The sequence below is a fragment of the Desulfosarcina sp. genome, assembly GCF_055467485.1.
In genome coordinates, this window is sequence record NZ_JBUOIV010000028.1 from 16,634 (window position 1) to 42,567 (window position 25,934).

Annotated in this window: 26 protein-coding genes; 12 read left to right on the forward strand and 14 right to left on the reverse strand. The window is 57.7% G+C overall.

Features of this window, described 5'->3' with window-relative positions:
* Positions 1-16: 16 nt before the first annotated feature.
* Entirely contained in the window at positions 17-838 is an 822-nt protein-coding gene (locus tag ACZCED_RS14145) for an amino acid ABC transporter permease (protein WP_464861058.1), read from the reverse strand.
* A gap of 513 nt (positions 839-1,351) precedes the next feature.
* Between ACZCED_RS14145 and ACZCED_RS14150 the strand changes: the two genes are divergently transcribed.
* Positions 1,352-1,711, forward strand: a complete 360-nt coding sequence (locus ACZCED_RS14150) for a DVU0772 family protein (protein WP_462969608.1) — start codon at positions 1,352-1,354, stop codon at positions 1,709-1,711.
* A 308-nt stretch (positions 1,712-2,019) separates the two neighbouring features.
* On the opposite strand, the gene ACZCED_RS14155 is transcribed toward ACZCED_RS14150, so the two are convergent.
* Positions 2,020-2,223 (reverse strand): YgaP family membrane protein, encoded by a 204-nt coding sequence (locus ACZCED_RS14155; protein ID WP_319258779.1) that lies wholly within the window; start codon positions 2,221-2,223, stop codon positions 2,020-2,022.
* A 273-nt stretch (positions 2,224-2,496) separates the two neighbouring features.
* On the opposite strand from ACZCED_RS14155, the gene ACZCED_RS14160 reads away from it, so the two are divergent.
* The 3 genes from ACZCED_RS14160 (at position 2,497) to ACZCED_RS14170 (ending at position 4,432) form a co-directional block, all read left to right on the forward strand.
* Positions 2,497-2,958 carry a ferritin-like domain-containing protein gene (locus ACZCED_RS14160; protein ID WP_462969607.1) on the forward strand — a complete coding sequence of 154 codons (462 nt, stop codon included), beginning with the start codon at positions 2,497-2,499 and terminating at the stop codon, positions 2,956-2,958.
* Between the two features lie 96 nt (positions 2,959-3,054).
* Entirely contained in the window at positions 3,055-3,867 is an 813-nt protein-coding gene (locus tag ACZCED_RS14165; protein ID WP_462969606.1) for a ZIP family metal transporter, read from the forward strand.
* Between the two features lie 70 nt (positions 3,868-3,937).
* The gene (locus ACZCED_RS14170) at positions 3,938-4,432 is read left to right on the forward strand and encodes a universal stress protein (RefSeq protein WP_462969605.1); all 495 of its coding nucleotides are present in this window, start codon (positions 3,938-3,940) and stop codon (positions 4,430-4,432) included.
* Here ACZCED_RS14170 and ACZCED_RS14175 read toward each other — a convergent pair.
* The 6 genes from ACZCED_RS14175 to ACZCED_RS14200 all read right to left on the reverse strand — a co-directional run bounded on the left by ACZCED_RS14175 (position 4,410) and on the right by ACZCED_RS14200 (position 10,288).
* Positions 4,410-5,381 (reverse strand): phosphotransferase enzyme family protein, encoded by a 972-nt coding sequence (locus ACZCED_RS14175; RefSeq protein ID WP_464861059.1) that lies wholly within the window; start codon positions 5,379-5,381, stop codon positions 4,410-4,412. The genes ACZCED_RS14170 and ACZCED_RS14175 overlap by 23 nt on opposite strands.
* Before the next feature lie 36 nt (positions 5,382-5,417).
* Complete coding sequence (locus ACZCED_RS14180; protein WP_462969052.1) at positions 5,418-5,963, reverse strand: acyl-CoA thioesterase; 546 nt, start codon at positions 5,961-5,963, stop codon at positions 5,418-5,420.
* The gene (locus tag ACZCED_RS14185; protein ID WP_462969051.1) at positions 5,963-7,570 is read right to left on the reverse strand and encodes an FAD-dependent oxidoreductase; all 1,608 of its coding nucleotides are present in this window, start codon (positions 7,568-7,570) and stop codon (positions 5,963-5,965) included. Before ACZCED_RS14185 ends, ACZCED_RS14180 begins: the two co-directional genes overlap by 1 nt.
* 93 nt (positions 7,571-7,663) lie before the next feature.
* Positions 7,664-8,350, reverse strand: a complete 687-nt coding sequence (locus ACZCED_RS14190) for a rubredoxin-like domain-containing protein (protein ID WP_462969050.1) — start codon at positions 8,348-8,350, stop codon at positions 7,664-7,666.
* A gap of 46 nt (positions 8,351-8,396) precedes the next feature.
* Positions 8,397-9,575: a citrate/2-methylcitrate synthase gene (locus ACZCED_RS14195; protein WP_462969049.1), complete on the reverse strand. Its 1,179-nt coding sequence runs from the start codon at positions 9,573-9,575 to the stop codon at positions 8,397-8,399.
* A 293-nt stretch (positions 9,576-9,868) separates the two neighbouring features.
* Complete coding sequence (locus ACZCED_RS14200; RefSeq protein ID WP_464861060.1) at positions 9,869-10,288, reverse strand: Fur family transcriptional regulator; 420 nt, start codon at positions 10,286-10,288, stop codon at positions 9,869-9,871.
* A gap of 413 nt (positions 10,289-10,701) precedes the next feature.
* Here ACZCED_RS14200 and ACZCED_RS14205 point away from each other — a divergent pair, with 413 nt between their 5' ends.
* The 6 genes from ACZCED_RS14205 (at position 10,702) to nqrF (ending at position 16,655) form a co-directional block, all read left to right on the forward strand.
* Positions 10,702-12,045, forward strand: coding sequence for a 4Fe-4S dicluster domain-containing protein (locus ACZCED_RS14205; RefSeq protein WP_462969047.1), 1,344 nt, complete (start codon positions 10,702-10,704; stop codon positions 12,043-12,045).
* A gap of 47 nt (positions 12,046-12,092) precedes the next feature.
* Complete coding sequence (locus ACZCED_RS14210; protein ID WP_464861061.1) at positions 12,093-13,289, forward strand: NADH:ubiquinone reductase (Na(+)-transporting) subunit B; 1,197 nt, start codon at positions 12,093-12,095, stop codon at positions 13,287-13,289.
* The gene (locus ACZCED_RS14215; protein WP_464861062.1) at positions 13,282-13,986 is read left to right on the forward strand and encodes an FMN-binding protein; all 705 of its coding nucleotides are present in this window, start codon (positions 13,282-13,284) and stop codon (positions 13,984-13,986) included. Before ACZCED_RS14210 ends, ACZCED_RS14215 begins: the two co-directional genes overlap by 8 nt.
* Positions 13,987-14,112: 126 nt before the next feature.
* The gene (locus tag ACZCED_RS14220) at positions 14,113-14,730 is read left to right on the forward strand and encodes an NADH:ubiquinone reductase (Na(+)-transporting) subunit D (protein ID WP_462971129.1); all 618 of its coding nucleotides are present in this window, start codon (positions 14,113-14,115) and stop codon (positions 14,728-14,730) included.
* 35 nt (positions 14,731-14,765) lie between these two features.
* Positions 14,766-15,374, forward strand: a complete 609-nt coding sequence (nqrE, locus tag ACZCED_RS14225; protein WP_462971128.1) for an NADH:ubiquinone reductase (Na(+)-transporting) subunit E — start codon at positions 14,766-14,768, stop codon at positions 15,372-15,374.
* Between the two features lie 54 nt (positions 15,375-15,428).
* Complete coding sequence (gene nqrF / locus ACZCED_RS14230; protein WP_462971127.1) at positions 15,429-16,655, forward strand: NADH:ubiquinone reductase (Na(+)-transporting) subunit F; 1,227 nt, start codon at positions 15,429-15,431, stop codon at positions 16,653-16,655.
* Here nqrF and ACZCED_RS14235 read toward each other — a convergent pair whose 3' ends face one another.
* Both ACZCED_RS14235 and ACZCED_RS14240 read right to left on the reverse strand, forming a co-directional pair.
* Positions 16,656-16,988, reverse strand: coding sequence for a ferredoxin-thioredoxin reductase catalytic domain-containing protein (locus tag ACZCED_RS14235; RefSeq protein WP_462971126.1), 333 nt, complete (start codon positions 16,986-16,988; stop codon positions 16,656-16,658).
* Entirely contained in the window at positions 16,988-17,242 is a 255-nt protein-coding gene (locus tag ACZCED_RS14240) for a glutaredoxin family protein (protein ID WP_462971125.1), read from the reverse strand. Before ACZCED_RS14240 ends, ACZCED_RS14235 begins: the two co-directional genes overlap by 1 nt.
* A 657-nt stretch (positions 17,243-17,899) precedes the next feature.
* Between ACZCED_RS14240 and cooS the strand changes: the two genes are divergently transcribed.
* Positions 17,900-19,873: an anaerobic carbon-monoxide dehydrogenase catalytic subunit gene (gene cooS / locus ACZCED_RS14245; RefSeq protein WP_462971124.1), complete on the forward strand. Its 1,974-nt coding sequence runs from the start codon at positions 17,900-17,902 to the stop codon at positions 19,871-19,873.
* Between the two features lie 98 nt (positions 19,874-19,971).
* Here the strand turns inward: cooS and ACZCED_RS14250 are convergent, their stop codons facing one another.
* The 4 genes from ACZCED_RS14250 to ACZCED_RS14265 form a co-directional block, all read right to left on the reverse strand.
* Positions 19,972-21,321: a sigma-54 interaction domain-containing protein gene (locus tag ACZCED_RS14250; protein ID WP_462971123.1), complete on the reverse strand. Its 1,350-nt coding sequence runs from the start codon at positions 21,319-21,321 to the stop codon at positions 19,972-19,974.
* A 271-nt stretch (positions 21,322-21,592) separates the two neighbouring features.
* Positions 21,593-22,399, reverse strand: a complete 807-nt coding sequence (locus ACZCED_RS14255; protein ID WP_462971122.1) for a TIGR02757 family protein — start codon at positions 22,397-22,399, stop codon at positions 21,593-21,595.
* The gene (locus ACZCED_RS14260; protein ID WP_464861063.1) at positions 22,387-23,187 is read right to left on the reverse strand and encodes a 4Fe-4S dicluster domain-containing protein; all 801 of its coding nucleotides are present in this window, start codon (positions 23,185-23,187) and stop codon (positions 22,387-22,389) included. The genes ACZCED_RS14255 and ACZCED_RS14260 overlap by 13 nt, the downstream gene beginning before the upstream one ends.
* Positions 23,188-23,378: 191 nt before the next feature.
* Complete coding sequence (locus ACZCED_RS14265) at positions 23,379-24,035, reverse strand: Rossmann-like domain-containing protein (RefSeq protein WP_464861065.1); 657 nt, start codon at positions 24,033-24,035, stop codon at positions 23,379-23,381.
* Positions 24,036-24,508: 473 nt separating this feature from the next.
* Between ACZCED_RS14265 and resB the strand changes: the two genes are divergently transcribed.
* A complete protein-coding gene (resB, locus tag ACZCED_RS14270) occupies positions 24,509-25,930 on the forward strand; it encodes a cytochrome c biogenesis protein ResB (protein ID WP_464861066.1) in 1,422 nt (473 codons plus the stop codon).
* Positions 25,931-25,934: the final 4 nt, after the last annotated feature.

A 25,934-nucleotide genomic window follows, 5' to 3' on the forward strand; every position in this document is an offset into this window, starting at 1 on the left:
GTCACACCGAACCCTCTCAACCTGCCAGGGCCAGCCGTTTTTCCATGGCCTGGGTGGCCAGCGACAAGGACAGGGTCAACATCAAGTAGATGGCCGCGATGGTAAACCACAGCTCAAAGACCAGGTACGTCTCGGCAATGATCTCCTGGCCCTTCATGGTCAGGTCGTAAATGGCGATGGTGCTCACCAGGGCCGAGTCTTTGATCAAGGAGACGGCCTGGCTCACCAGCGGCGGGGTCATGTGCCGAAGGGCCTGGGGCAGTACCACATGCCGGTAAGTGCGGTACCGGCCCAGTCCAATGCTTTTGGACGCTTCCCATTGGCCTTGGGGAACGGCCAGGATGCCGGCGCGGATAATTTCCGAGGCATATGCGCCTTCGAACAGGCTCAATGCCAGGACCGCCGATGCAAAACGGCTCAGATCCACCATGGGTGAAAAAACGAAGTAGATGAAAAACAGCTGCACCAGCAAGGGGGTATTGCGGATCAGCTCCAGGTAGCCCCTGGCGATGGCTCGTGCGGCAAAAGACCCGGATAGACGGCAGACCGCCGTAATCAGGCCCAGCAGGCTGGAGAGCACCAGCGAGACGGCCGACACCCTGAGCGTCACCACTAACCCCTCGAGCAGGGGGCCGGCCAGAAAATGGCCTTCCGCGAAGCTATACAGATACCGGGGTACCCGGTACCACTGCCAGTTGTACCCCAGCCCCGCACCACCTGCATAGACGAACCAGAGCAGCAGGCCGGCGGTGGCCAGCACCCGAAACCAGTCGAAGGCGAGTCTCTTCCAACTCGGTCGGGAACTGCCGTCCGGAATAAGGTAATTACAAGCGTCCATGGAAGAATGAAAAACTCAATGCATCGAACGGGTGATGTCTGGTGGCAGTCAACGACTGCCTTTCGGCTTTTGTCTCTTCTCACCAGCCCATACCTGGCAGTGTGAGCTGGTTTGAAATAATTTGCCCAATAACATGTGCCATTTTGCGCAAAATGCAAGTTTTTGTGGCTGACGGGTTATGATTAAATGCCAATAACGTAATACCTGTCAGTGTCTTGAAGAATCTGTTTCATGTATTATTTTTTATTGGGACAATAGTGTATCGTTTTAAGGCGTGCGAACATCAAAGCTGTCAATGACGCCAGGCGTTTTCCAACGATGCCACGTTCAGCACAGTGCTGGATGGTCATTAACTATGCGATAATCTAAAATATTTTTATTTAGCTACGATCAATTCAGCCTGTGGGCGGTTTTGGCATGTTTTTGGCTCTATTCTAGCCGAACAGATTCAGAATAACAACCGTTAATCCAACCGGCCGGACGCCGGAGCAATAAACCTTCAGGAGTGCCGACATGATGAATCTTGAGGAAATCAAACGTAACCCGGAATTGGTTAATTCCATCGACTGGGAAATGACCCCGGAGGAGGCCGTTCGCCTTTATCTGGAATGGGGCAACAACTGGGCCCGTGGAAATTACGTGATCCGTTCGAAGGATGATGTATCCCACTATTTCGTGGTCAATACCTGGAAAGATGAACCGGTGATCTACTTTATCCGCAGGAATAGTGACGAAGCGGTGGAACTGGCAAAGATAAAGATGCCCGGAGACCTTAAAAAACGTTACCTGCATTCCCAGGGCAGGCATAAAGGCGTATGGGCGATTGAGGGTGAGGTCAAGTCCTGGCTCAAGCAAAAGCTCGATGTGCATTGACAAGGGGTGTTGAAGACGTAAGGAGTTCAGGAAGGACGACTCATCATTGACCGTAGGCGGGATTTCTGTGGGATCTAAACGACCCCATTGCGCCGAACTTAGTTCTGGCTAGCCAAACGCAAGCGTTTCCCATCATTCTGCTTGGCCGTTGGCAACCGGTGCAGGCTTCTGAGACCGGTGTTCTTTTATGGGCACCGGTCTTTTTGCATGGTTGCATCTGCATATACTGCCCGCTGGCCCGGAAAACATCGACCATGAATCCAGAGGCCTCGATTGGGCGGACGATCTTTTTCAGGTCGCTTTGGATGTCAATCGAAGGCGCTGCCCGGTTTGAGTCCCAACGGTTTGAGAATTTTCGCCAGCGGACAGAATCCGGTGAAGCTGGACTGCAGCAGGTTGGCACCGACAAAAGCGGTGAACCACAGCCAGTAGATGCTGTGAACCTGAGACAGAAGCAGGGAAATCAGGATCATGGATCCGGCAAAGGCGAGAATCATTCGGTCAATGTTCATTTAACACCTCCTGAAGCGGGTTTGATAATTGGTCGTTATGGGCTATAGAGTGCTGTTGGCACTGAATTGTTACAATTTATTTAAAGACCACTGTTCAGCGGAGTCAGTCGGATCCGGTACCAAAAAAACCAATGGCATGTTAGTTGCTTTTTTAGTATGTTCGTGCGCATCCACAGATTTAATTGCGAACCGGCTTTTCCGCAAGCAAAAGATAGTAACCGTATATTTAGTTCCGTTCCATCGATTATCATTTTCTGAATCAGGGGGGGTAACATGAATTTCAATTCCTTCGAAGAGATCCTCGATTTCGCCATTGAAAGGGAAATACAGGCGGTCAGTTTTTACCAGAAACTGGTCGACAGGGAAACCTTTCCGGCATCCAAACAGACCCTGGCCGAGTTCGTCGAGGAGGAGAGAAAGCACCAAATCCTTTTAGAGGAGTTCAAGAAGGGCAATCGGTCCGTGGTGGAGTATGACTACGTGTGGATTCCGGATATCAAACGTAGCGATTACATCGTGGACATGAAGTACGAGCCGGGAATGGATTTTGCCGAAATTCTCCGGCTGGCCATGAAGCGCGAGGAAAAAGCCCTGCGACTATACAACGCACTGGCCACCAAAACCGACGATGCGGACTGCATCAAGCTTTTCAAAATGCTGGCCCAGGAAGAGGCCAAGCATAAACAGACGTTCGAAACCCTTTACGACGATCACATGGCCCAGTTGGGAGATTGATGGCAAGGCGCCTTATCGTAGACTGCTGCCGTGTGCCTTCGGCCATACTGAAATGGATGCCTTCCGGACGGACGGCCCGCGTTTCGGAGGGGTGAGATGCGTGATTATATTTCTCCGTTCAACCCCATGACCCAGGCCCTGCTGGCCACCTTGTTTACCTGGGGAGTAACGTCTTTAGGCGCCGCTATCGTCGTGTTCACCAAACGGGTCAGTCCGCTGCTGATGGACACCTCCCTGGGGTTTGCCGGCGGTGTGATGATTGCCGCCAGCTATTGGTCCCTGCTGGCCCCGGCCATCGAGATGGCCGGGGAGGCCGGCATGATCCCGTGGCTGCCGGCAGCCGTCGGTTTTCTGGGCGGCGCCCTGTTCATGCGACTGGTGGACATGCTGCTGCCTCACCTGCATCTGGGGCTTCCCACCAGCGAAGCCGAGGGGCCGAAGACCTCCTGGCAGCGGTCGACGCTGCTGGTAACGGCTATCACGCTGCACAACATTCCGGAGGGGCTGGCGGTCGGCGTTGCTTTCGGTGCTGCGGCGTCCGGCTTGGGATCGGCTACCGTGGGGGCCGCCGTGGCCCTGGCCATCGGCATCGGCCTGCAGAATTTTCCCGAGGGCATGGCGGTGTCGCTTCCACTGAGACGGGAAGGCATGTCCCGGGGCAAAGCCCTTTGGTATGGGCAGTTATCCGGTATGGTGGAACCGGTGGCCGGCGTGTTGGGGGCGGCGGCGGTCATGTTCTTCTACCCGATCCTTCCCTATGCCCTCTCCTTTGCCGCCGGGGCCATGATTTTCGTGGTGATCGAAGAGGTGATCCCCGAATCCCAGCGGGGCAACAATGGAGACATCGCCAGCATTGGCACCGTGCTGGGCTTCACCACCATGATGATTCTGGATGTGGCCCTGGGGTGAATGACGCATCCATGCCGTATGATTTGTAACCCGCCGGTGGATCGGCGATGACACCTATACAGGAGTGATTATGCTGCCTCAAATCAAAAATATTCTCTATGCCACCGACCTGTCTGAAAATGCACGCTACGCTTACAATTACGCCGCCAGCCTGGGTCAGCAGTACGGGGCGCGAATCACCATTCTGCATGTCATCGAAAGGCTTACCGCGGAAACCTTTCTGCAGATCCATGGATATGTGGGTGAGGAGAAATGGAAAAAGCTTCAGGAGGAAAAGCAGGCCGACTTCATATCGACCATAAAGGGCCGACTGAGCAATTTCTGCGATGAAATCAGTAACGAGGTGGATGCCTGTACCTTTCAGGTGGACAAGATCATCGTCAAGGAGGGCATCGCCGCCGACGAGATCCTTCATCAGGCCGATCTGAATGATGCGGACCTCATCATCATGGGCACCCGGGGCTTCGGCATGTTCAAGGAAGCGCTCATGGGCGGCACGGCCCGTCGGGTCGTGAGAAGAAGCGCCATCCCGGTGATGGTGGTCAGGCTGCCCGAAAAAACATAGCTTCCAGATCCTTGCGGTGTTCCAACAAGAGCGCCATATAGTCGGCTTCCAGGCGGATCATCGGCCGGTCATTCTTGCGCATCCATTCGCTGAGCCAGGCAAAGCGTATGGCCAGCATCAGGTTTGGCAGGGCGTCCCAGCTTTCGTCGGAAAAGATGGTCGATCGTCTCAGCCGGCTGACCAGCCGGTGCACGAAAGGACCGCCCAGGCTCTGCGGATCCTCCATCCCCAGGCATCCCAGCAGGTTGGCCAGATCGTAAATTTCAGGTTTCACGCCACAAAACTCCCAGTCGATGACTGCACGAATGGACCGGGCCCCCCATATGATGTTGATGGGATGCACGTCTCCGTGGCAAAAACCCATGGGAAGCCGTTCGACAACGGGAAACAGGCGTTTTTCCAGGTGCGCCATAAATGGCCGATAGCGGTCGGCAATTTCCGGGGCCCGGCCGGACAGCGTGGTAAACAGATCCAGGGTGTAGGCGGTGATGGAAAACGACGACGGATCCAAAGCCAGTGGGGCTTGCCTGCTGGCGCGGATCAACCGGATAAGAAAATCGGCGGCCGCATCGCCCCGCCAGCCGTCCATGGCATAGGCGGGCCGGTCCAGAACGACGCCGCTCACATAAGGGCTCAACTGCCACAACCCGTGGTTGATCAGATGGACGAATTCGCCGCTGGCATCCGGCAGGTAAGCGGCAACCTGCTGCATGCCCCGGTCGGACAACTGCTGAAGGATTTCGGCTATCCGACGTTTGACACCGTAAACCTTCGAGGGGATCCGCTCCAATACAAACAGCCGTCCATCGCCGCTCTCCACCACGCTTCGCCATGCGGTGCGCTCCGGACTGCCGGCAAGGGAGAGGTCCGCACGCAGGCGCACGAAGGCGATGTCCCATTTTCGGGATATCGCCGATAGCAGGTCTGGTTGGCTGAGCTGAGTTTTCACGACGGTTCGATCGGTCGGACTGGCTGGGGTCGAGGATCAGTCAGGGGGTGTCTGACAGGCTTCGGGGTCTGTCCGGCAGGAGGTCTCACGGCTTTTTTCAGCCAGGCGAACCCGGCGCCGGGCCTGGGCCTGGCGGTTGCGCCGCCGATCTTCATCGGTTTCCAGGATCAGCGGGGGAACCGGCCGGGGGCGGAACCGGTCGTCCAGAGCCACAAAGGTCAGGTATGCCGATGCCGTATGCCGGATTTCGCCGGTTTTCAGGTCTTCGGTCTCCACCCGTACGCCGATTTCCATTGACGTGCTGCCCACCAGGTTCAAGCTGGCCTTGAGGCTGAGCAGGTTGCCGATGAAGGCCGGGTTGTGAAAGTCCAGGCGGTCGATCGAAGCGGTGACCACATTGCAGCGGGTATGCCGCAGGGCCACCACCCCGGCGGCGTCATCGATGTGCTTCATGACCACGCCGCCGTGGACGATGCCTGCCGGGTTGGTGTCCTGAGGAAGCATCATGTGGCACATGGTCACCCGGCTGTATGCCGCTGTTTTGGCTGGGAGCGGAGCCCCGGTCTTCGAACACCCGGTCATTATTTTTTCCAGTAGGGATCGATGATATCTTCGAATACGGCCAAGGCCGCCTCGGAACCGTAGCCCGCGGCGGTGACGATTTGTTTGAAGCCCCCGGTCACGTCTCCGGCAGCGTAGATGCCCGGGATATTCGTGCGGAAGTGGTCTTGCTTGATGAAACCGTCTTGGGTGAGTTCCAGGCCCACCTTTTTGGCCAGATCAACGGCCGGATCGTAGCCGATGGCCATGAATACCCCGTCGGCGGATTGGGGCCCCGTCTGTCCGGTAGCGTTGTTGAACAGGACCACTTCCGAAACCCGATTCTCGCCGCGGATCTCCTTGACCTCGGTGTTGAACAGGATCGGGATCTGGTTGTCGATCAACTGTTTGACCAGAACATCCTGGGCCTTGAGGCGGTCTCGCCGGTGGACCAATGTTACGTCCACCCCCACGTTTTTGAGGTACAGGGCCTCGGTTGCCGCGCTGTTGCCGCCGCCGACCAAGAAGACCCGTTTGCCCTTGAACAATTGCCCGTCACAGGTGGCGCAGTAGCTGACCCCACGGCCGGAGAAACGTTGCTCTCCCGGAACGCCCAGGTGCCGATGGGAGGCGCCGGTGGAAAAAAGCACGGCCTGGGTCTTGAACTTCCTGCGCGATGTCTGGACAAGGTGCGGTTCGCCGGGAATGATGTCCACGACCTCTTCTCCGGGAAAGATCTGCACGTATTCCAGGGCATGGGTGACCATGATGTCCACCAGGGTCTTGCCGCCCACCTCCTTCATGCCGGGATAGTTTTCCACCACCGGGGTCAGGGCCACCTGTCCGCCCAGGACGCCCTTTTCCACCACCACGGATTTCAGGCCGCTGCGGGCCGCGTAGATACCGGCAGTGAGGCCGGCCGGACCGCCGCCGATGATCACCAATTGGCATTCCACCTCTTCAGCATCGCTTTCGGGGATGAAAATGGTCTGCTGCGCCATCTTGTCCAGGGAGGCCATGAACAGCTCTTCGGTCTGGGCGCCCAGGGCGGTGAGTACGTCGTTGGCAAAGGTCTGGGGAACCGAGTGGGCGCCATAACGGTCGGCCAGCTCGGCGTTGGCCTGAATGTCGATGATTTCCAGGGAAACCACTTCCGGCCTCGCCACGGCCGCCTTGAGGGCGTTCAATGCCTGCTGGGGGCAGTAGGGGCACGACGCGCTGACGAAGACCTTTACCTGGCGAGGCTGTTCGATCTTTTTAAGTACGGCCATGGCCGCCTCGCTCAGGTCGGTTTTACCGGTGCCGATGCGCAGCAGGACTTCCAGGAAGATGCGGCCTTCCTCGCCCAATGGTGCACCCAGCCAGCGGACGTTGTAACGTTCCGGGTCGAAGACCAGGGTGGGCGAATGGTCGATGCCCATCTTTCTGGCCTTCTCATGGGTCAGGTCGAATTCCCGCAGTACGATCTTGTCGGTCAATTGTCTGAAAAAACGCAGGGCCTGCCGGGCCGCATCGTTGAAGACGTCGTTTTTCCCCACCTGGGTAAACAGGAAGACCGGTATTTCATGCTTGAGGCCGCTGAGGATTCTGGACAGCTCCATCTGGACCTGGCGCATTTGCGCTTCGTCAATATCGTGTGCCTGATTCATTGCATTATTCTCCTTATCATCCCAATTCGCTTTCAATCGCTAGTCGTGTCGGTTGCCATGCCGGACAGCTATTGTTTTGAAGGCAAGATGGAATCAGTCCTTGAAGACCAGCTTGCCGCCATACCATCCGGCCGTGCTCGCCGCTCCCAGCATAATAAGGTTGATCATGAAAAAGGCAACCCGGGAGGGGTGGGGGGTGGTGACCACTGACGGGTTGACCAGCAGCCAGATGAAAAGAAACCAGGCGGCGACCGTGACGATGATGCCGCAGGCGATCTTGACGATAAAAATGTCGGTGATGGCGCCGTTGAATCGGTTCTGCCAGTCGACCCATCCCAAAAACAGGACCAGCGGCATGGAGAGGGCGACCACACCCAGGTTGTAAGTGGCCGCGGTGGCCATCCCTTTGACGCTGAACAGGGCCGAGAGGACAAGGAAAAGGATGGTGACGGGCAGCAGGCCATTGGGAATATGGACCGAAATGGGGTGCCCGTGGTATTCGGTCAGCAGGTCGAAAATCCGGCGATAGCGTGAATCCCTGAACGGCGACACCGGCTCGGGTCTTGCCGCTGTGGCAGCTGCAGCCGGTGCGGCGCGTCCCGGAGCATCCGCCGCCGGCTGGGTGTCGGGAGCTGCGGGCGGGGCCGGCTTCGGTGCCGGTGCCGACGGTTCGGTGACTTCGATGAACTGGCTTTTTGGGGCTCCGCAGACCGGGCATTTCTCAGGGGGTTCATCGCCGGTGTGAATGTAGCCGCAGATCAAGCATTTCCATTTTTTCATCTTCTTTGTCGAGCCTCGTGAAAGGGTTGCGTAGCTATAGGGGAAATTATCGCTCATCCATGGGTACGAAGGCGCATTCGTCGGGTCCGCAGTAGTCGCCGATATAGTCGGACTCCGGCCGGTACAGGGTGGGTTTGGCCGCGGCTCCGCCGAACTGCTCCTCGATTACATGCGCCGTCCATCCGGCAATGCGTGAGACGGCAAAAATGGGAGAAAACAGATCCACGGCGATGCCCATATAGTAGTACAGTGACGCACTGTAGAAATCGACGTTGACGAAAATATCCCTACCTTTTTTCTTTTTGAAGGCGGCCTTGCCCTTGACCTCCAGGGCCTTGGACAGGTCGTACCAGCGGGTGTCGCCGGCCCGCTTTCCGAGGGTCAGGGACATGGGTTCGAGGATTCGCGCCCGGGGGTCGTCCACCTGATAGACGGCATGGCCAAGTCCCATGATCACGCCGCCGGTGTCGAGGATGTTGGTGACATAATCGTCGACCTTGTCCACCTCGCCGATCTCCAGCAGCATCTGCATCACCCGCGTGTTGGCTCCGCCGTGAAGGGGGCCGGAGAGCGAGCCGACGGCGGCGGCCACCGCCGCGTAAATATGGGCTTTGGTTGAGGCCACTTCCCGAGCGGCAAAGGTGGAGGCATTGAAGGAGTGTTCGGCGTGCAGCACCAGCGCGGTGTCCATGAAGCCGGCCAGTTCGTCATCGGGCACCTCGCCGTTCAGCATGTACATGAAGTTGGCTGCCTGGCTCAGGCGGGGGTCAGGGGCGACGGGGTCCTTGCCGTTACGAATCCGGTCCCAGGCCGCCACGATGGTGGCGAACCTGGCGATCAGGCGAACGGCCATGCGGGTGCTGCTGTCGATGTCTGTATTACGGATGTCCGGGTCATAGGTGGCCATCATGGGGACGGTGGCCTGGAGCACATCCATGGGCAGCGCGTCTTTGGGCATGGCTTTCATGGCGGTGAGAATTGCATCCGGCACGGCGCGCTGCTCGGCGATCTGTTGCCTGAAGCCCGCCAGGGCCTCCTTGTCGGGGAGCCGCTCGAACAGCAGCAGGTAGACCACTTCCTCGAATGAAATTTTCCCGGCCAGGTCCTTGACCCGGTATCCGCGGTAGACCAGTTTTCCTTCGGCACCCTTGACATCGCTGATTTTCGTACTGGCGATGGTTACACCCCTTAATCCTGTATTGAGAACTGGTTTGCACGCTTCCATAGGCCACCTCTTTTATGGTCTGGAGTAAAAGATCAATTGTTGCGTTATGTCAGGCCGGATATCCGACCCAGAAGATTCAAATTGCATGCCAGGCGGCGATGCCGGTCGTTATCTGCGGATCTCGCCCGCGCGCGTTTCCTTTCCCGGTGGGGGCGGCGGGTGCTGAAGGCGTTTCCGCTGGCTGTGGGCATCCGCTCTATATACCGGTATTGTCTCATGATTCGTGTGACACAGGTCTGTATCATAATACAACCGTCTGGAATAAAGAGGATATCGCGTGTTCCGGATCCGGACTAACTGGCCGCTTGCTGCAGACTTTGCTGCCTGGAGCAGTGGGGGCACAGTCCGGTAAATTCCAGATTGTGGCCAATGATCTCATAAACGGTGGTGCCGTAGAGATCATCTTCCAGTTCGTTGAGCGGTGCAATGGGCGCATCGTCAACGCGGCCACAGCCTACGCAGCGGATATGGTAGTGTTTTTTGGGTATGCCGTCGTACCGTTTCATGGCGCCGGAGAGCTCGAGACGTTGGATTTCGCCTAATTCGCAAAGCACATCGAGGTTTCGATATACGGTTCCTAAACTGATCCGGGGCAGTCGTTTGCGGACCCGCTCGTAAATTTCATCGGCGGCGGGATGGTTGTTATTTCTGCGGATCTCTTCCAGGATGACCCGCCGCTGTTGCGTCATCCTCGTTTTTTTATCGATTTCCACGCCCATGATCTCCGGAAAAAGGTCTGATCTTTTCCTAAGATGAAATCGAGCATATGTCAAGGGGAGCCGTCGCCCGTTGCAGCCCGATCACCGCTGGCCACTGGACTTTCCGATTCAGGTCCGGGAAGGATTCACGGCTTGCAGATCCGTGCAATACATGTCAGAATAAGCGTTCAATGCCCAGTCAGACCCGGCCGACGATCGAAAGGTGCCAACGTGCACCGGAATCATGTTTCCATGGTATGAATGTTGCTGACGGTTATGGGCGAACGAATGGGACCGATCGGCGGTCCGGGTGGGTTAAAGACGGATCCGTTTCCTGATCCTGAAACGATGACATCCCGTTTGCCGGCGTGGCCGGACGATTTTTTCGGTTCAACTTGCACCCCGCGTGCCACAACCAAGGTCAACCGATGAATGCCATACACCTGAAAAAGGGGTTTTCGATCCGGATTGCCGGAGCCCCGGAACGGCACCTGCACCGGCTGGACACGCCACAGCATGTGGGCATGGTTCCCGAACAGATCCCTTTTATCAAACCCCGGCTGCTGGTGGAGGAGGGCGATTCGGTCTCTATCGGTACTCCCCTGTTCGAAGACAAGCGCAATCCACGTATTCGTTTTCTTTCGCCCGGCGGTGGCCGGGTGAAGCGCATCACTTTCGGGCCGCGGCGGATCATTCGGCAGATTATGATTGCGCTGGAAAAGGACGAACCGTGTGAAGCCTTTGATGTGCCGACGGTCGAGCAACTGGACGTAATCGAGCGGCAGGCCTTGGTGGACACCCTGCTCGCCGGCGGGATGTGGCCCTTTTTCAAGTCACTGCCATTCATGGATCTGGCTGACCCCGACACCGTTCCACCGTCCATTATCGTGCGGCTGGGAAACGACGAGCCCTTTGGACCGGACCCGGTGGTCTACCTTAAAAACAGGGAAGATCGTTTTGGTCTCGGCATGGCGGTGCTCAACAAGCTTTGCGACCGGGTGGTGGTCAACCTGACCGGTGACGAATCGGTTTTGTCGGCCCTGCCCGACCAGGCCGTGATTCAGCGGTATACCGGGTGCTATCCGGCGGGCAACCCCGGCGTTCAGCTTTACTGCATCCGCACCGGCCCGGAGCAGAACCGGGCGTGGTTCATCGATGGTCAGGATGTGATTCTGATGGGCGACTTTTTGCGCACCGGCCGCTATCCCGTGCAACGCGTCATGACGGTGGGCGGGAGTCTTGCACCCGCCGCCAGACATGTTTCGACGCGGGCCGGTGTACCGTTGCGGCTGCTGTGCAATGGCGGCCCTGCCGGCCAGCCGGCTGCCCGAACCATCGTGGGGGGCGTGTTCACCGGGTTCACCGCCAGCCCCGACGGGTTCATGGGCTTTTACCAGAACGCACTGAATCTTATCGATGACGGCGAGCGCGAAGAGCCCTTCGGTTTCATTCGCCCGGGCGCCAACAAGCCCAGCTACTCCACGGCCTTTCTGTCCGCATTCCGCCGCCGGCCTTTTCCGATGGATTGCGGGCAGCACGGGGAGGTGCGGGCCTGCGTCAACTGCGGCACCTGTGCCACGATCTGCCCGGTGGACATCCTGCCCCAGTTCACCATGAAGTGCCTGGTGGCCGACGAGGTGGAAGAGGCCCTCGCCCACGGCCTGCTCGATTGTGCCGAATGCGGGCTGTGCACCTATGCCTGCCCTTCCAAGATTCAATTGCGCGAGGTGTTTCAAGCCGCCAAGGCCAGGTATTACAAGGAGATTTCCTGACCCCCGGGAGCCTTCGGCGAAGATGACACGTTGCCAGAGAATGGAAAATGATGAAAGCGCTCAAACGTTTATTCAACGCCACCCGGCCTCATTTTGAATCCGGCGGCCGCCTGGAGAAACTACACCCCCTGTTCGATGCCATTGAAACGGTGGCCTTCACCCCTTCCCTGACCACGCGCTCCGACACCCATGTGCGCGACAGCCTGGACCTGAAGCGGTTCATGACCTTCGTTATCATCGCTCTCATGCCGCCCTTCTTCTACGGCATCTATAACACCGGTTCCCAGAGCCTCCTTGCGTCCGGGTCGAATCCGGGTTTCGTTCCAGCGATGGTGCAAGGTGCCTGGGTGGTCCTGCCCATGCTGCTGGTCTCCTATGCCGTGGGGCTGTTTTGGGAAGTCCTGTTTGCTTCGATCCGCAAGCACAATATCAGCGAGGGCTTTCTGGTGACCGGTCTGCTGTTTCCCATGACCCTGCCGCCGACCACACCCCTGTGGCAGGTGGCCGTGGGCATCTCCTTTGGCGTGGTGATCGGCAAGGAGATTTTCGGCGGCACGGGCAGGAACATTCTCAACCCGGCCTTGACGGCCCGGGCGTTCATCTTTTTCGCCTACCCGGCCAACATGTCCGGCGACCGGGTCTGGACCCTGGTTCGGCAAAGCGGCCAGCAGGCAGTGGATGCGGTAACGGCGGCCACCCCGCTGGCCCTTCTGCCCCTGGCGACCGCCGGTGAGTCGGCTTCCCGCATTCTGGGTGAGGCCGGCTATACCTTCCAGCGGCTCCTTATCGGCAACATTCCCGGCAGCATAGGCGAGACGTCGGCCCTCATGTGCCTGCTCGGCGCCGTTTTCCTGGTGCTGACCGGGGTCGGCAATTACCGGATCATGCTCGGCGGCGCGCTCGGCGTGCTGGCCGTGGCTTATCCCGGCTACCTGATCTACCTCTCGTCCGGCGGGCAGGCGGCCACCATGTTCTCCGTGCATCCGACCTGGCATCTGGTCATGGGCAGTTTTGCCTTCGGCATCGTCTACATGGCAACCGATCCGGTATCCGGACCGGGCATGAACCTCTCCCGGTGGATATACGGATTTGCCATCGGTGCACTGACCGTGATGATCCGGGTCTTCAACCCGGCCTACCCGGAAGGGGTGATGCTGGCCATCTTGTTCATGAATCTCTTTGCCCCGCTGATGGACCATTTCGTGATCAAGGCGCGGCTGAGAAAAAGGGTGCCCAATGTCTGATCAACTCAAATCCGTTGCCTTTACCGTTGCGATCGCCCTGGTGTGCAGCCTGCTGCTCACCGGTGCCGCCACCGGCCTCAAGGAACGGAAAATGCGCAATGTGGCCGTCGACCGGCAGAAAAACATTTTGAAGTCCGTGGGGCTCCTCGGTGCCGACCAGCAGGCCAGTGTCGCCCAGATCGAGCGGCTCTATGCAGACACGATCCGCTGCTATGCCATGGACGGCGCCGGCCGCATCGTCGGGGGCGGCCCGGAGGCCCTGCCGGTCTGCTTTTACGTTAAGGAAGACCATCCGGCCGCTTACATCCTCCCGGTGGACTCCCGCGGCCTGTGGGGCAGAATCCGTGGTTACATGGCCATCGAAAAAGACGGCAAGACCGTGGCCGGCTTTTCCGTTTACAGCCACAACGAAACTCCCGGACTGGGCGGTGAGATCGAAAAACCCTGGTTCCAGGAAAACTTCGTGGGCAAGCGGATCGTGGACGAGGCGGGAGAACTTGCCGGCGTGGGTATCGCCAAGGGCAAGGTGACCGACAGCATCACTGCAGACCGGCAGGCCAACTATGTGGACGGGATTTCCGGTGCCACACTTACCGGCAAGTTCCTCACTGGTGGCCTTAAACAGGTTCTTTTGGATTACGAGCCCCTGTCCGAACGGTTCCGTTCCGGTCCGGTCTCTCTGCCGGCGGGCAGCTGACCGGATAACCGGCAAGCCGATAAGCTGTTGAGCCAAAATGGTTTTTCGTCCTTTTTTGCTCAACAGCTCAACAGATCAAATCACAACAGATGAGACCAATAACCGCCAACAAGTGACGCCATTGCCATGAAAATAACCCAGTCACCGACCTTCAGGGCCTTTTCCGAACCGCTGGCCAAGAACAACCCGGTTTTCATCCAGAGTCTGGGTATCTGCTCGGCCCTGGCCGTTACCGTTCAGCTGAACACCGCCATCGTCATGGCCCTGGCCATGACCTTCGTCACGGCTTTCTCCAGCCTGACCATCTCGGCCATGCGCAACGTGATCCCCCGGAATGTGCGCATGATCGTGGAGCTGTCCGTGATCGCGTCGCTGGTGATCTTGGCAGACGAGGTGCTGCGGGCCTATTTTTACGACATCAGCAAACAGCTTTCCGTGTTTGTCGGGCTGATCATCACCAACTGCATCGTCATGGGCAGGGCGGAGACCTACGCCCTTGGCAACCCGCCGGTTCAGTCGTTTATGGACGGGCTGGGCAACGGCGCCGGCTATGGATTGGTACTGGTGACCGTGGCCTTCATCCGGGAGTTGCTGGGCGCCGGCAAACTCTTCGGCTTTTCCGTGGTTCCCCGGGTTTTTTACGAACACGGATACATGAATATGGGGTTCATGCAGTTGGCGCCGGCAGCCTTCATTATCATCGGGTTGCTGGTGTGGCTGCAAAAGAGTCTGATGAAGAAATAATTTGAACGGCCGCATACGGCCGGGGAACGACGAAAATGGAAAACCTGATCGGATTGTTTCTCAATTCGGTATTCGTGGGCAACATCCTGCTCTCTTATTTTTTGGGGATGTGCTCTTTTGTGGCGGTATCCAAGAACATGGACACGGCGATCGGCCTGGGTTTTGCCGTGGTGTTCGTGCTCTCCATCACCGCGCCGGTGAACTGGCTGGTCTTCCAGTACCTGCTGTCACCCGGGGCGCTGCGCTGGGCCGGCCTGGCATCCGTCGATCTGAGTTTCTTGAAATTCATCACCTTCATTGCCGTGATCGCCGCCATCGTGCAGATGGTGGAGATGGTGATCGACCGCTTTTCGCCGACGCTGTACATGGCGCTGGGGGTTTTCCTGCCGCTGATCGCGGTCAACTGCGCGATTTTAGGGGCGTCGCTGTTTATGGTGGAGCGCGAGTACACATTCATCGAAACGGTGGTTTTCGGGTTCGGTTCCGGGGTGGGCTGGCTCATGGCCATCGTCTCCATGGCCGCCATCCGAATCAAGATGCGCTACGCCAACGTACCCGAAGGCCTGGACGGGTTCGGCATCACCATGATCATGACCGGGCTGATGGCCATGGGGTTTATGCTGTTTTCGGGAATCACCCTATGAGGGGTGCGACTTGATCCAAGATTTTCCAACCGGCTCTTAAAGAAGGAGAGACCGTTGATATACCTTGTAGGAAGCACTGTTTTCGTCTCGGTGATTTTAGTGCTTGTGGCACTTCTGCTCTTGGTCGAGGGAAAGGTCGTCCAGAAGGGCAGCAACCGGGTTGTCATCAACGACGACGAGAAAAAAGGCATCGATGCGCCGTCAGGCAGGACACTGCTGTCCGCCCTGTCGGCCAACGGCATTTTTATCCCTTCCGGCTGCGGAGGGGGCGGGGCCTGCGGCATGTGCAAGTGCAAGGTGGAGGAGGGTTCGCGTGGTCCGCTTCCCACCGAACTGGCTCATCTGTCCCGCAAGGAGAGAAAGGACGACATTCGCCTGGCCTGCCAGTTGAAGGTCAAAGAGGATCTGAAGATCCGTATTCCCGATGAAATCCTGTCTGTAAAAAAATATACCGCCACGGTAGTTTCCAACGAGAACGTGGCCACCTTCATCAAGGATCTGATATTGGAAATGGACGATGATGAACAGCTGAAATTCACGGCCGGCGCCTACATACAGATCGATATCCCGGAATACGAGATCCCGTTTGAGCACTTCCGCATCCGGGTGGCCGAGCGGTTCCGGCCCGACTGGGACCGATTCAACCTGTGGGGACTGCGGGGCAGGAATCTGGCACCGGTCTTCAGGGCCTATTCGCTGGCCAATCCGCCCACAGAAGCCACCCGGCTGCGTTTCACCATCCGCATCGCCACGCCACCGCCGGGAGCCAAGAACCTCCCGCCGGGGACCGGCTCCACATTCATCTTCAACCTTCAACCCGGGGACAAGGTGACCCTGAGCGGACCGTTCGGCGAGTTTGCCGTCAAGGAGACCGACAGGGAGATGTGCTTTGTGGGCGGCGGCGCCGGCATGGCACCCCTGCGCAGCCAGATCCTGGACCAGCTGCTGCGGGTGAAAACCGACCGCAGACTGTCATTCTGGTATGGCGCCCGCTCCAAGCTGGAATTGTTCTTCGATGAGGAGTTCAAGGGACTGGCCGACACTCACCCCAATTTTTCCTATCACGTGGCCCTGTCAAACCCCATGCCCGAAGACAAGTGGGAGGGAATGACCGGATTTATCCACCAACGCCTGCATGACACCTATCTGGCCACGCACAAGGATCCCACGGAAATCGAGTATTACATGTGCGGGCCGCCCATGATGGTCCAGGCCGTGGAGGAGATGCTGGACAGCCTGGGGGTGGAGCCGGAGATGATCGCCTACGACAAGTTCTCCTGATTAAAAGACCATTTTTTCGGGAGGCCGGCGTTCGGGCACGTATTCCTGCTCGATCTTTCCCTCATTCCATTCTTTCGACACGTAAAGGTTGCAGTAACAGGAGCCAAATTCGGACACATCAGGCTGCCGGTAGTCGCAGGGGCAGATGATGTCCCGGTCGCTGTCCCGGTTGCCGGAGGCCAGCCTGCACGGACAGACCATGTAGCCGTAGCGCGCCTTGTTCACGAGCAGGGCCTCCACCAGTTCCATGACCCGCTCGTGATCGTTGCTGAAGTAGTAGCCTTTGGGCTCGTGGATCTTCTTCAGTTTTTCGTAAAGTTCACTGGCATCCATCACAGTCCCAGCGCCTCCTTGATTTTGTCTTCCTTGTAGCCGACGATGACATTGTCACCGATGATTACCGTGGGAAATGAACACCTGGGGTTGAATTTCTTCACATCCGCAAGAATGGCCTTGCGTTCATCCCCGTCCAATAGATCGACGTCCACGAATTCGTATTTAACGGTGCATTCATCCAAAAACCGTTTGGTGGATTTGCAGTGGCTGCATGTGCTCAGTGAAAACACCTTCACAGGTTTGTCGGGCATGATCTTATCCTTTCCATGAAAAAAAAGGGGCGCGGGTATGCGTTCTTTCCCGGCCCTGTCAACCGGGGGCACGTCCGAAACGACGGGCAGCGATCTTAAGCCGTTGTATCCCGGACGATCCCCACAAGCGGGGGTGAGCGTCCTTACATTAAAGGTCCGCCGTAAGTCGGTCAAGGAAAATCAATCAGAGCGGGATACAATCCGGTCATCGGTCCAGGCAATAGGCATCGTGAGATGGAATGCCGCTGGCCAGATTCGATCCATGTGGAGGGACAAATAACCGGGGCTCAACTCGGCGCCTTTGCACACGATGGTCAGATCCCTCAATAGGATGAGCGCCAGATCCGGGGCAAATTCACGGCATCAAAGATACGACTACGATTCAGCTGGTTGAATGGCTTTTTTAGGGATTACAGGGATCATTGGCAAAATACCGATAAAACGCGAAACAGTTCTTGACAGGGGGCTCATTTTTATTTAATTGAATTAGTAATCATTCCTAATAAGGATATAACCATGCGAATTGTGCTTCCACGTCCGCTCACGACAACTTGAATTCAACTTCTGAAACATTTCCGGACAACCCATGCCAACAAGGGCGTTTGAAATAACTCCAATCATATAACCCACACGAAATCTTTCCACGAAGGAGGGAACATGGTCGAAAAGAAAATTGGTAAGACAGAAAAAGAATTTGAAATCAAGGACGTTACCACCTGCGAGGCCACTCAACAGATGCTGTTGAAGGCCCGGATTGACGGTGTCGAGACCCACTTTGACCGGGCGGTCAACATGAAGGCCTGCCCCATCGGTGCCGATTCGGCCTGCTGCAAGCACTGCTTCATGGGCCCTTGCCGAATGAACGCCAAGGATCCCTACGGCAAGGTGGGGGTATGCGGAGCTACCATCGACACCATCCAGGCGCGCAACTTCGGTCGCATGGTCGCCACGGGCACCGCGTGCCACAACGACCACGGCATGGCCATGCTGAACATCTTCCGCGATGTGGTCCAGGGCAAGATCAAGGACTACCGCATCAAGGATGTCGGCAAACTCGAATCGATTTCCAAAGAGATCGGCATCGAGACCGAAGGCCGCAGCATCGAGGATATTGCCATGGACCTGTACCATGAGCTGGAAAAAACCTACACCCAGGTGGAGGGAGAAATCCCCTTTGCCAAGCGCGTCCCGCCCAAAACCCTGGAAATGTGGCGCAAGCACGGCATCGTCCCGCGCGGCGCCATGCGCGAGATCATGGAGATGCTCAGCCGCACCCACATCGGTATGGATCAGGATCCCGAGAACCTCATCAAGCAGATCAGCCGAACGGCCCTGGTCGATGGTTGGGGGGGATCCATGGTCGCCACCGAGATCAGCGACATCCTCTTCGGAACCCCGTCGCCGGTCAGCGTTGAAGTCAACATGGGCGTGCTCAAAGAAGACCAGGTCAACATCATCGTACACGGCCATGAACCCAACCTGTTCGAATCCATGCTGGGCTCGGTCAACGCGCCTTCGCTGATTGAGTCCGCCAAGGAAGCCGGTGCAAAGGGCATCAATCTGGTGGGTATGTGCTGCTCCGGTGCGGAAGTGCTTTCGCGACACGGCATTCCCCATGCCGGCAACTTCTCCTCCACCGAGCCGGTTATCGTGACAGGCGCCGTGGATGCCATGGCCGTCGACGTCCAGTGCATCCAGCAGGGCCTGGTCAAGGTGGCCGAGTGCTACGAAACCGAGTTGTTCACCACCAACCCGCGCTGCCACCTGGAGGGCGCCGCCCACATCGAGTTGGATGAGCATAATCCCCAGGCCTGTACGGATGAGATCGTCATCAGGGCCATCAGCCGATTTAAAAACCGCAAGTTTCCCGTCGAAATTCCCAAAAAAGTGGGTGTCGGTGTGCACGGCTTCTCCCACGAGTATATCAACTACATGCTGGGCGGATCCTTCCGGGCATCCTATACGCCGCTCAACGAGAACATCATCAACGGCCGTATCCGCGGCGTGGCCGGTGTGGTGGGCTGCACCAACCCCCGTGTAAAGCAGGATTATGTGCATGTGGAGCTGGTCAAGGAACTGATCAAGAACGACGTGCTGGTGGTACAGACGGGCTGCTCTCAGATCGCGCTGGCCAAAGCCGGTTTGACCTCTCCCGAGGCCGCGGTCCTTGCCGGTGATGGTCTTCGCGAGGTCTGCGAAACCGTGGGCATGCCGCCGGTATTGGGTTTGGGCTCCTGCGTGGACAACACCCGCATTCTCATCGCCTGTTCCGAAATGGTAAAAACCGGAGGGCTCGGCGACAGCATCGCCGATCTGCCGGTGGCCGGCGCCGCTCCTGAGTACATGAGCGAGAAGGCCATTGCCATCGGCCAGTACTTTGTGGCCTCCGGTGTGTATACCGTGTTCGGCGTCACTTTCCCGGTCACCAAGGGCACCAAGTTCGAGAAGCTGCTCTTCGAAGGGCTGGAGGAGATGGGCATGGGCAAGTGGGGCTTTAATCCCGACCCCCATGAGATGGCCAAAATGATGATTGCCCACATCGACAAGAAGCGCAAAGCCCTGGGGATCGACAAGGCCAGGGATCGCGTACTCATGGATATGTCCGATCGCAGAAGCATCGATGCCGCCTGACGGTCACTCTGATCTGAGATAAAAAGAAGGGGCTCGTTGTCGAGCCCCTTCTTTCATTATGAATCAGGGGTGCTTGCAGATTCAACCCAAGACGGCGACTACTCGTCAGTCAACACCTGGGGATGGTCACCCAGAAACCGGTATAAGGTGGCCCGTCCGACGCCCAGGACTTTAGCGGCCCGGGCCTTGTTCCCGCCGGTCTTCGTCAGCGCCGCCTTCACCATGACCGCGTCCAGCTTCCGCAGCGGTCCCCGTTTGGGCTTTTCGAAAATGATGTCCCTCAACTCCAGGGGCAGGTCTTCCGGCCGGATCACTTTGCCCTTACAGCGGACAATGGCGAACTGGACGGCGTTTTGAAGCTCCCGCACATTGCCTGGCCAGGCATAATCCATGAGCATGTTCATGGCTTCCTGAGCGATGCGCACCGGCCGCTGTCCATGAATGATCGGCGCTTTGGACAGGAAGTGTTCCACCAGCAAAGGGATGTCGGCTTTGCGTTCGCGGATGGGAGGGATGTGGATGGGGATGACGTTGAGGCGGTAGAACAGGTCTTCCCGGAAACCACCTTTTTTTACCTCTTTCTTAAGATCCTTGTTGGTGGCGCTGATTACACGAACATCCACCGATACGGTTTTTTCCCCGCCGACTTTCTCAATGGTTCCTTCCTGGAGGAAGCGCAGCAGTTTCACCTGAAGCAACTTGGGCAGTTCGGCAATTTCATCGAGCAGGATGGTGCCTTTGTGGGCCAGTTCGAAACGACCTTTCTTTTCGCGGATGGCGCCGGAAAAGGCTCCTTTGACGTGGCCGAACAGCTCGCTTTCGATCAGGCCCTCGGGCAGGGCGCCGCAGTTGATCGGCACAAACGGGTTGCCGACGCGCAGGCTTTCATCGTGAATGGCGTTGGCCACGAGTTCTTTGCCGGTACCGGTTTCGCCGAAGATGTGGACAGGGTAGTCGTAGCTGGAGACATCCTTGATTTGCCGAAACACGTCGACCATTTTATTATCGCAGCCGATGATGTTGCAAAATCCGTTCATTTCTCTGGCTTTAACTCTAAGTTCAAAAAGATCGGTGACATCCCGGAAGGTGGCCAGCACGCCGACTTCCCGATCATTTTTGTCGCGCATCATGGTGGCCGTCATTTCCAGCCGACGCGGTTCTCCTGCCCGGGTGAGGATGTTAACCGGATACTCGGCCGTGTCGGCAAAGACGGGCTGGTCTCCACAAAAGGAACATCGGCTGCCGCAAAAGGGCCCGCCGAGGGCTTCGTGGCAATCCCTGCCGAGGACATCTTCCCGAAGATATCCGGTAATTTCTTCGGCCTTTCTGTTGAAGTAGAAAATGCGCCGTTCCAGATCATGGGCGATGATGCCATCTTTCATATTGTCCAGGATCCGTTCCAGGTTCTTCCGGTTGGACAATATGTTGTCGATGGTCAGCGCGCTCATTTTCACTCTATATTCAGTTTAAGAATTGGGATGCTGGAAATCGAGGTGGTGCCCGCCCACGATCGGGCTGCCTGCATTAAGCGAGCGTAAGATAGCATCAATGGTCGAAATGTTCAATCGAAATGGAATCGTCCAACATGCCCCATCCGGTGGGGTAAGGCCGCTCAATTATGAAGGAATCAACATGCAGCATGCGATCTCCTATGGTCTGCAATGCCGTTGAACCCCAAATGAAGAACTGTGTCCAGGTTAGAATCTAATGAGGCAAGGGTTATCCAAGGGGCAGGCATTCCATATCCAGTTCCGAACGGATGCCTAAACGGGTCAGGGAGAAGTCGAACCGAACGGGATCCTCGGCACAGAAGGTTTTGAATCCGTCGGTGACCTCGAGAGCGGTGCGCCTGTCGGCCTGATGTCGATGGGTGAAACCGAGGCGGCGTCCGATACGGTGCATGTGGGTATCCAGAGGAACCACCAGCTCGGAAGGGGCCACACAACGCCAACCGCCGGGGTCCACCCGATCCTCGCGGACCATCCATCGCAGATAGAGGTGCAGGCGTTTGCAGGCGCTGGTCTTGCCGGGATCCGGCAGCAGGTGACCGGGGCTGCGGCGGCCGCGGGTCAACTGGTCGAATAGATGGTTCAGGGCCGGAAACAGATTTTCCCGGTTCGGTGTCAGGCCGGCGGCAAAGCCGTTCTCCAGGCTGCCGAACTGGCGGACCACCCGGCCTGCGCCATACAGCAGGGCCGCCAGCCGGTCGCCGTCGGCAAAGCGGTGCCGGAAACCGGAGAAGGTCTGTGACATGGTTTTAAATGGGCTGCGGGTAGCGAACCGGCGGGGGGACGGCCCCATCTTTTCTAATACCGCCGCCACGCTTTTCAGGATCTGAACCACCCGGCCATAGGCCAGGCAGGCTGCCACCAAGCCAACCATCTCCCGTTCCTGCACATCCTCCCATGCGTAGAGAAATTCCAGGGGGTCGGGGTGGACATAGGCCCGTTGATGATATTGCCGATAGATCCGATCCAGCGTGTCCGCCACGGCCTGTCGGTTTACGTGGGTTGTCAGTCGGTCCATTTTTCGGCGAATGCGTCGATATCCGCATCGCCCAGCAGCTGGGCAAAGCGCTGACCGCGCGTGCTGCGAGATTTGTAGAATGCCAGGAAGTCTTCGATCATGCGAACCACCGTTTGTGCATCGTGAATTCCCGGCAGTTCCCTGGCCAGCCGGGGATGGCGGCCCAGCTTGCCGCCGATCAGCACGCGGTAGCCCTTTTTACCCCATTCCAGTGTGCCGGTGGGGCAGGCGGCCACGCAGCTGCCGCAGTGGACACAGCGCGAAAAGTCGATGGCACGGGCTTCCCCGTTTTCCGCCAGCACCACCGCATCTTCCTTGCAGGCCTCGGTGCAGGCACCGCAGGCGCTGCAGGGGATCTTCGTGAAGCCGGGTGTGGCGGCGCCCAGGATACCCACATCCTTGATCTGGGGCTGGGAACAGGCATTGGGGCAGTCGGCGATGCTGATGCGAAATTCGTGGTGGAATTTCAGGTCGCCCGGCACCCGTGACTTCAAAAACCCCAACAGGTCGGCATCCACCAGAACCCGTTCGATCTTCTCCACCAGCACCTCGCTGGCCATGGCCCGGTGGGGGCATCCGCCGCTGCCAAAACAGGCATCCAACTGGTAGCCTTTGACTTCGTTGCTCATTTTATTGAGAAACCGGGCCTGGGTGGTTTTGACATCGGCAAGGCTCACGCTGGTTTTACCGGCATCGGCAGCCTCTTTCTCCACCCGGGCGCGAACCTTCTTGCGAACGAAAAAAGGCACTTTTTTCAGCGCCGCTTCGGCGTCGTCAGTCCATTGCATGGCTGATGCTTTCCTTCCTGCGGTCCATCGTGTCCAACATGTCGGTTTACATTCATCGCCTCGCTCCATCTCCCATTGCCATACCCCTTTTCAAGGATGGATACGCTGACTGAAATCAAAAGATAACCCCTGATACGCGAGATGAAAGGGCAAACCGAAAAATGCGCTCCGGGTCCCCCGCGGCAGGCGGCCTACGCGGCCAGCCAGTAGACTTTGCACATGAAGGGTTTCAGCGCGCGGGTGCCGCCGCCGTGGCGAATGATTTTGAGCGCTTGCCGTGGCTCGGTGACGGCGGAGCCGGCCAGCATGTCAATCGGCAGACCGGCAAACGCTTTCGGCACCATGGGGGTCGATGGGCCCAGCAGCACGGTTTTCAGCGCCGGTCCGGCATGACAGAGGATGGTTTCCGCGGAGTTGTCGATGATGCTGGTGGCCGTGATCAGCAGGACATCGGCCCAGCCGCCGAGCTGGCCGTAAAAGGCATTTTTGTTCCCCATTCCTTTGGCATCGTCGATGACCGACAAGTGAACGCCCATCTCCTCGAACAGGCGGACCAGCGGTGGAAAATAGCCAACCATGGCGACATGGGCACCGGAACGGATGCCGAAGCGATCCAGAAGGACTGCATTACCGGGATCTTCGGGCATTGACAATGCCTGGCCGTGGTTCAGGGCGTTGATCGGCGCCAGGGCCATGGTACGGGCCATGGGAAACGCCTCCATGATCAACTGCAACAGGTCGCTGGCCGCGCACCCTTCGAAGTCGACAATATCGACATTTCCGTTGCACGAGCCGTTCAGGGCCATCCCGGTGGCGGCGATGCCGATCCCATCGTCCGAGGTGGTCACCGCCGTTTATCCGATGCCGATATAGACATGGTCGACCGTAATCCTGCCTGCGGCAGCTGAAAGCGACTCAAGCAGTTTCCGGTTTAGGTTCATTGCTTCCCTTTTACCGGCTGTCGTCCATGTCGCCCCGCCCGCTTTTCGATTGCGCGTGCGGCGACATGTCCGGAGACCATTGAATAACCCGGGTGTCAGCGTTACCTATAATTGCCAACGTTGATCCAAGTCAATGCTCGGGTGTCACCAACCGGGTTAACCTTTTCTTCGCCGGGTGCCGGCTGTCCCCGGGTCATTACAAGGTGCTCGCAGATATGTCCAGTATTTCATTTTACGCTTTTTAAACCGTCGTTTTTCTGTCAAAATAGCCGCTCGGCGCAAAGGGCCACTTTACATTGCCCGTTGCGGTAGTTAAATTTATTACCTTTTAAAGCCGGTTGTTGTGCAAAATCATCGTTGCCCATCATGAGGAGTGTTTTTTGAAGAACGCGAACCCACTCTGGAAATTTTTCTGTTCGGTCAAGCTGACCATTGTCCTGCTGCTCTCTCTGGCGATTACATCGATCATCGGCACCGTTATTCCCCAGAATGAAAATCCGGATGCCTATCTGCATGCCTACGGGGCCTTTCGCTACCAACTCCTCAGCACCCTGGGCATATTCGATATGTACCACTCGTGGTGGTTCCAGGGCCTGCTTTTGCTTTTGACCGTTAACATCATGGTCTGTTCCATCGACCGGCTCAGCGGCAGCTGGAAGCTTATTTTTACCCGGAATCCCAAGGTCCGCCCCGAACGGTTCACCAACCGATCGGACGCCCGGACGCTGACCGACAAGCGGGGTGCCGAGGAACTGGTTCGCGCCTACGAGCCGATCGTTGCGCGCCGATACGCCCATTGCAGGGTTATCCGCTCGAGTGATGGGGCGGTGATTTACGGTGAAAAGGGCCGACTGTCCCGCCTTGGCGTTTATATCGTTCACCTGAGCGTGATCTTATTGATCATCGGCGGCCTGACGGGCTCTTTTTTCGGCTTCGAGGGGTATGTCAATATTGCCGAGGGCGAAGCCACGGATACCATCCGCATCCGCAACACGGGCCAGATTCACCGCCTGGACTTTCAGATCCGTTGCGATGACTTCAGCCTGACGCTTTACGAAACCGGAGCACCCAAGGAATACCGGTCCGCCTTGACTATTCTGGAGGGCGGCCAGCCGGTGAAACAAAAGGACATCATCGTCAACGATCCCTTGCGTTATCGGGGCATCAATATATTCCAGTCCAGCTATGGCAAGCTTCAACCCGAGAAGATGCCCCGGCCGGAGCCGCCGGTTGCCGGGCCGGCGGAGGCCTATACCCTCAATTTCACCAGCCGCGCCTCGGGGATGAGCTATGCCGTGTCGGCCAAGGTGGGCGCCCCCGTCGATATCCCCGAAGGGTTGGGCAAGTTCGTCGTCCTATCTTACGAGGCCGCAGCCGCCTTTCGCGGGATGGACGTCGGGGCGGCCCTGAAAGGCATCCTGACCCCACCGGAGGGGGAACCGGTGGCGGTGCTGCTTCCCCTGAAATTTGCCAACTTCGACAAGATGCGCGGTGGCGATGTGATGATCGCCGTGGCCAATCAGCCGCAGGAGGCATTCACCCCCCAGCAGCCCACCGAAGAGAGGTATTTCACAGGCCTTCAGGTGACTAACGATCCCGGCGTGTGGATGGTCTATACCGGGTTCATCCTGATGCTCGCCGGCTGCTTCGTGGCCTTTTATCTGTCTCACCAGCAGGTGTGCATTGTGATCGAACCGCTTCGCAAAAACAGCCGGGTGACCGTGGCCGGCACGGCCAACCGGAACAAGCTGGCCATGAAGAAGACTATCGATAAGCTTTTTACGGCCATGACCGGGAGTTGACCCC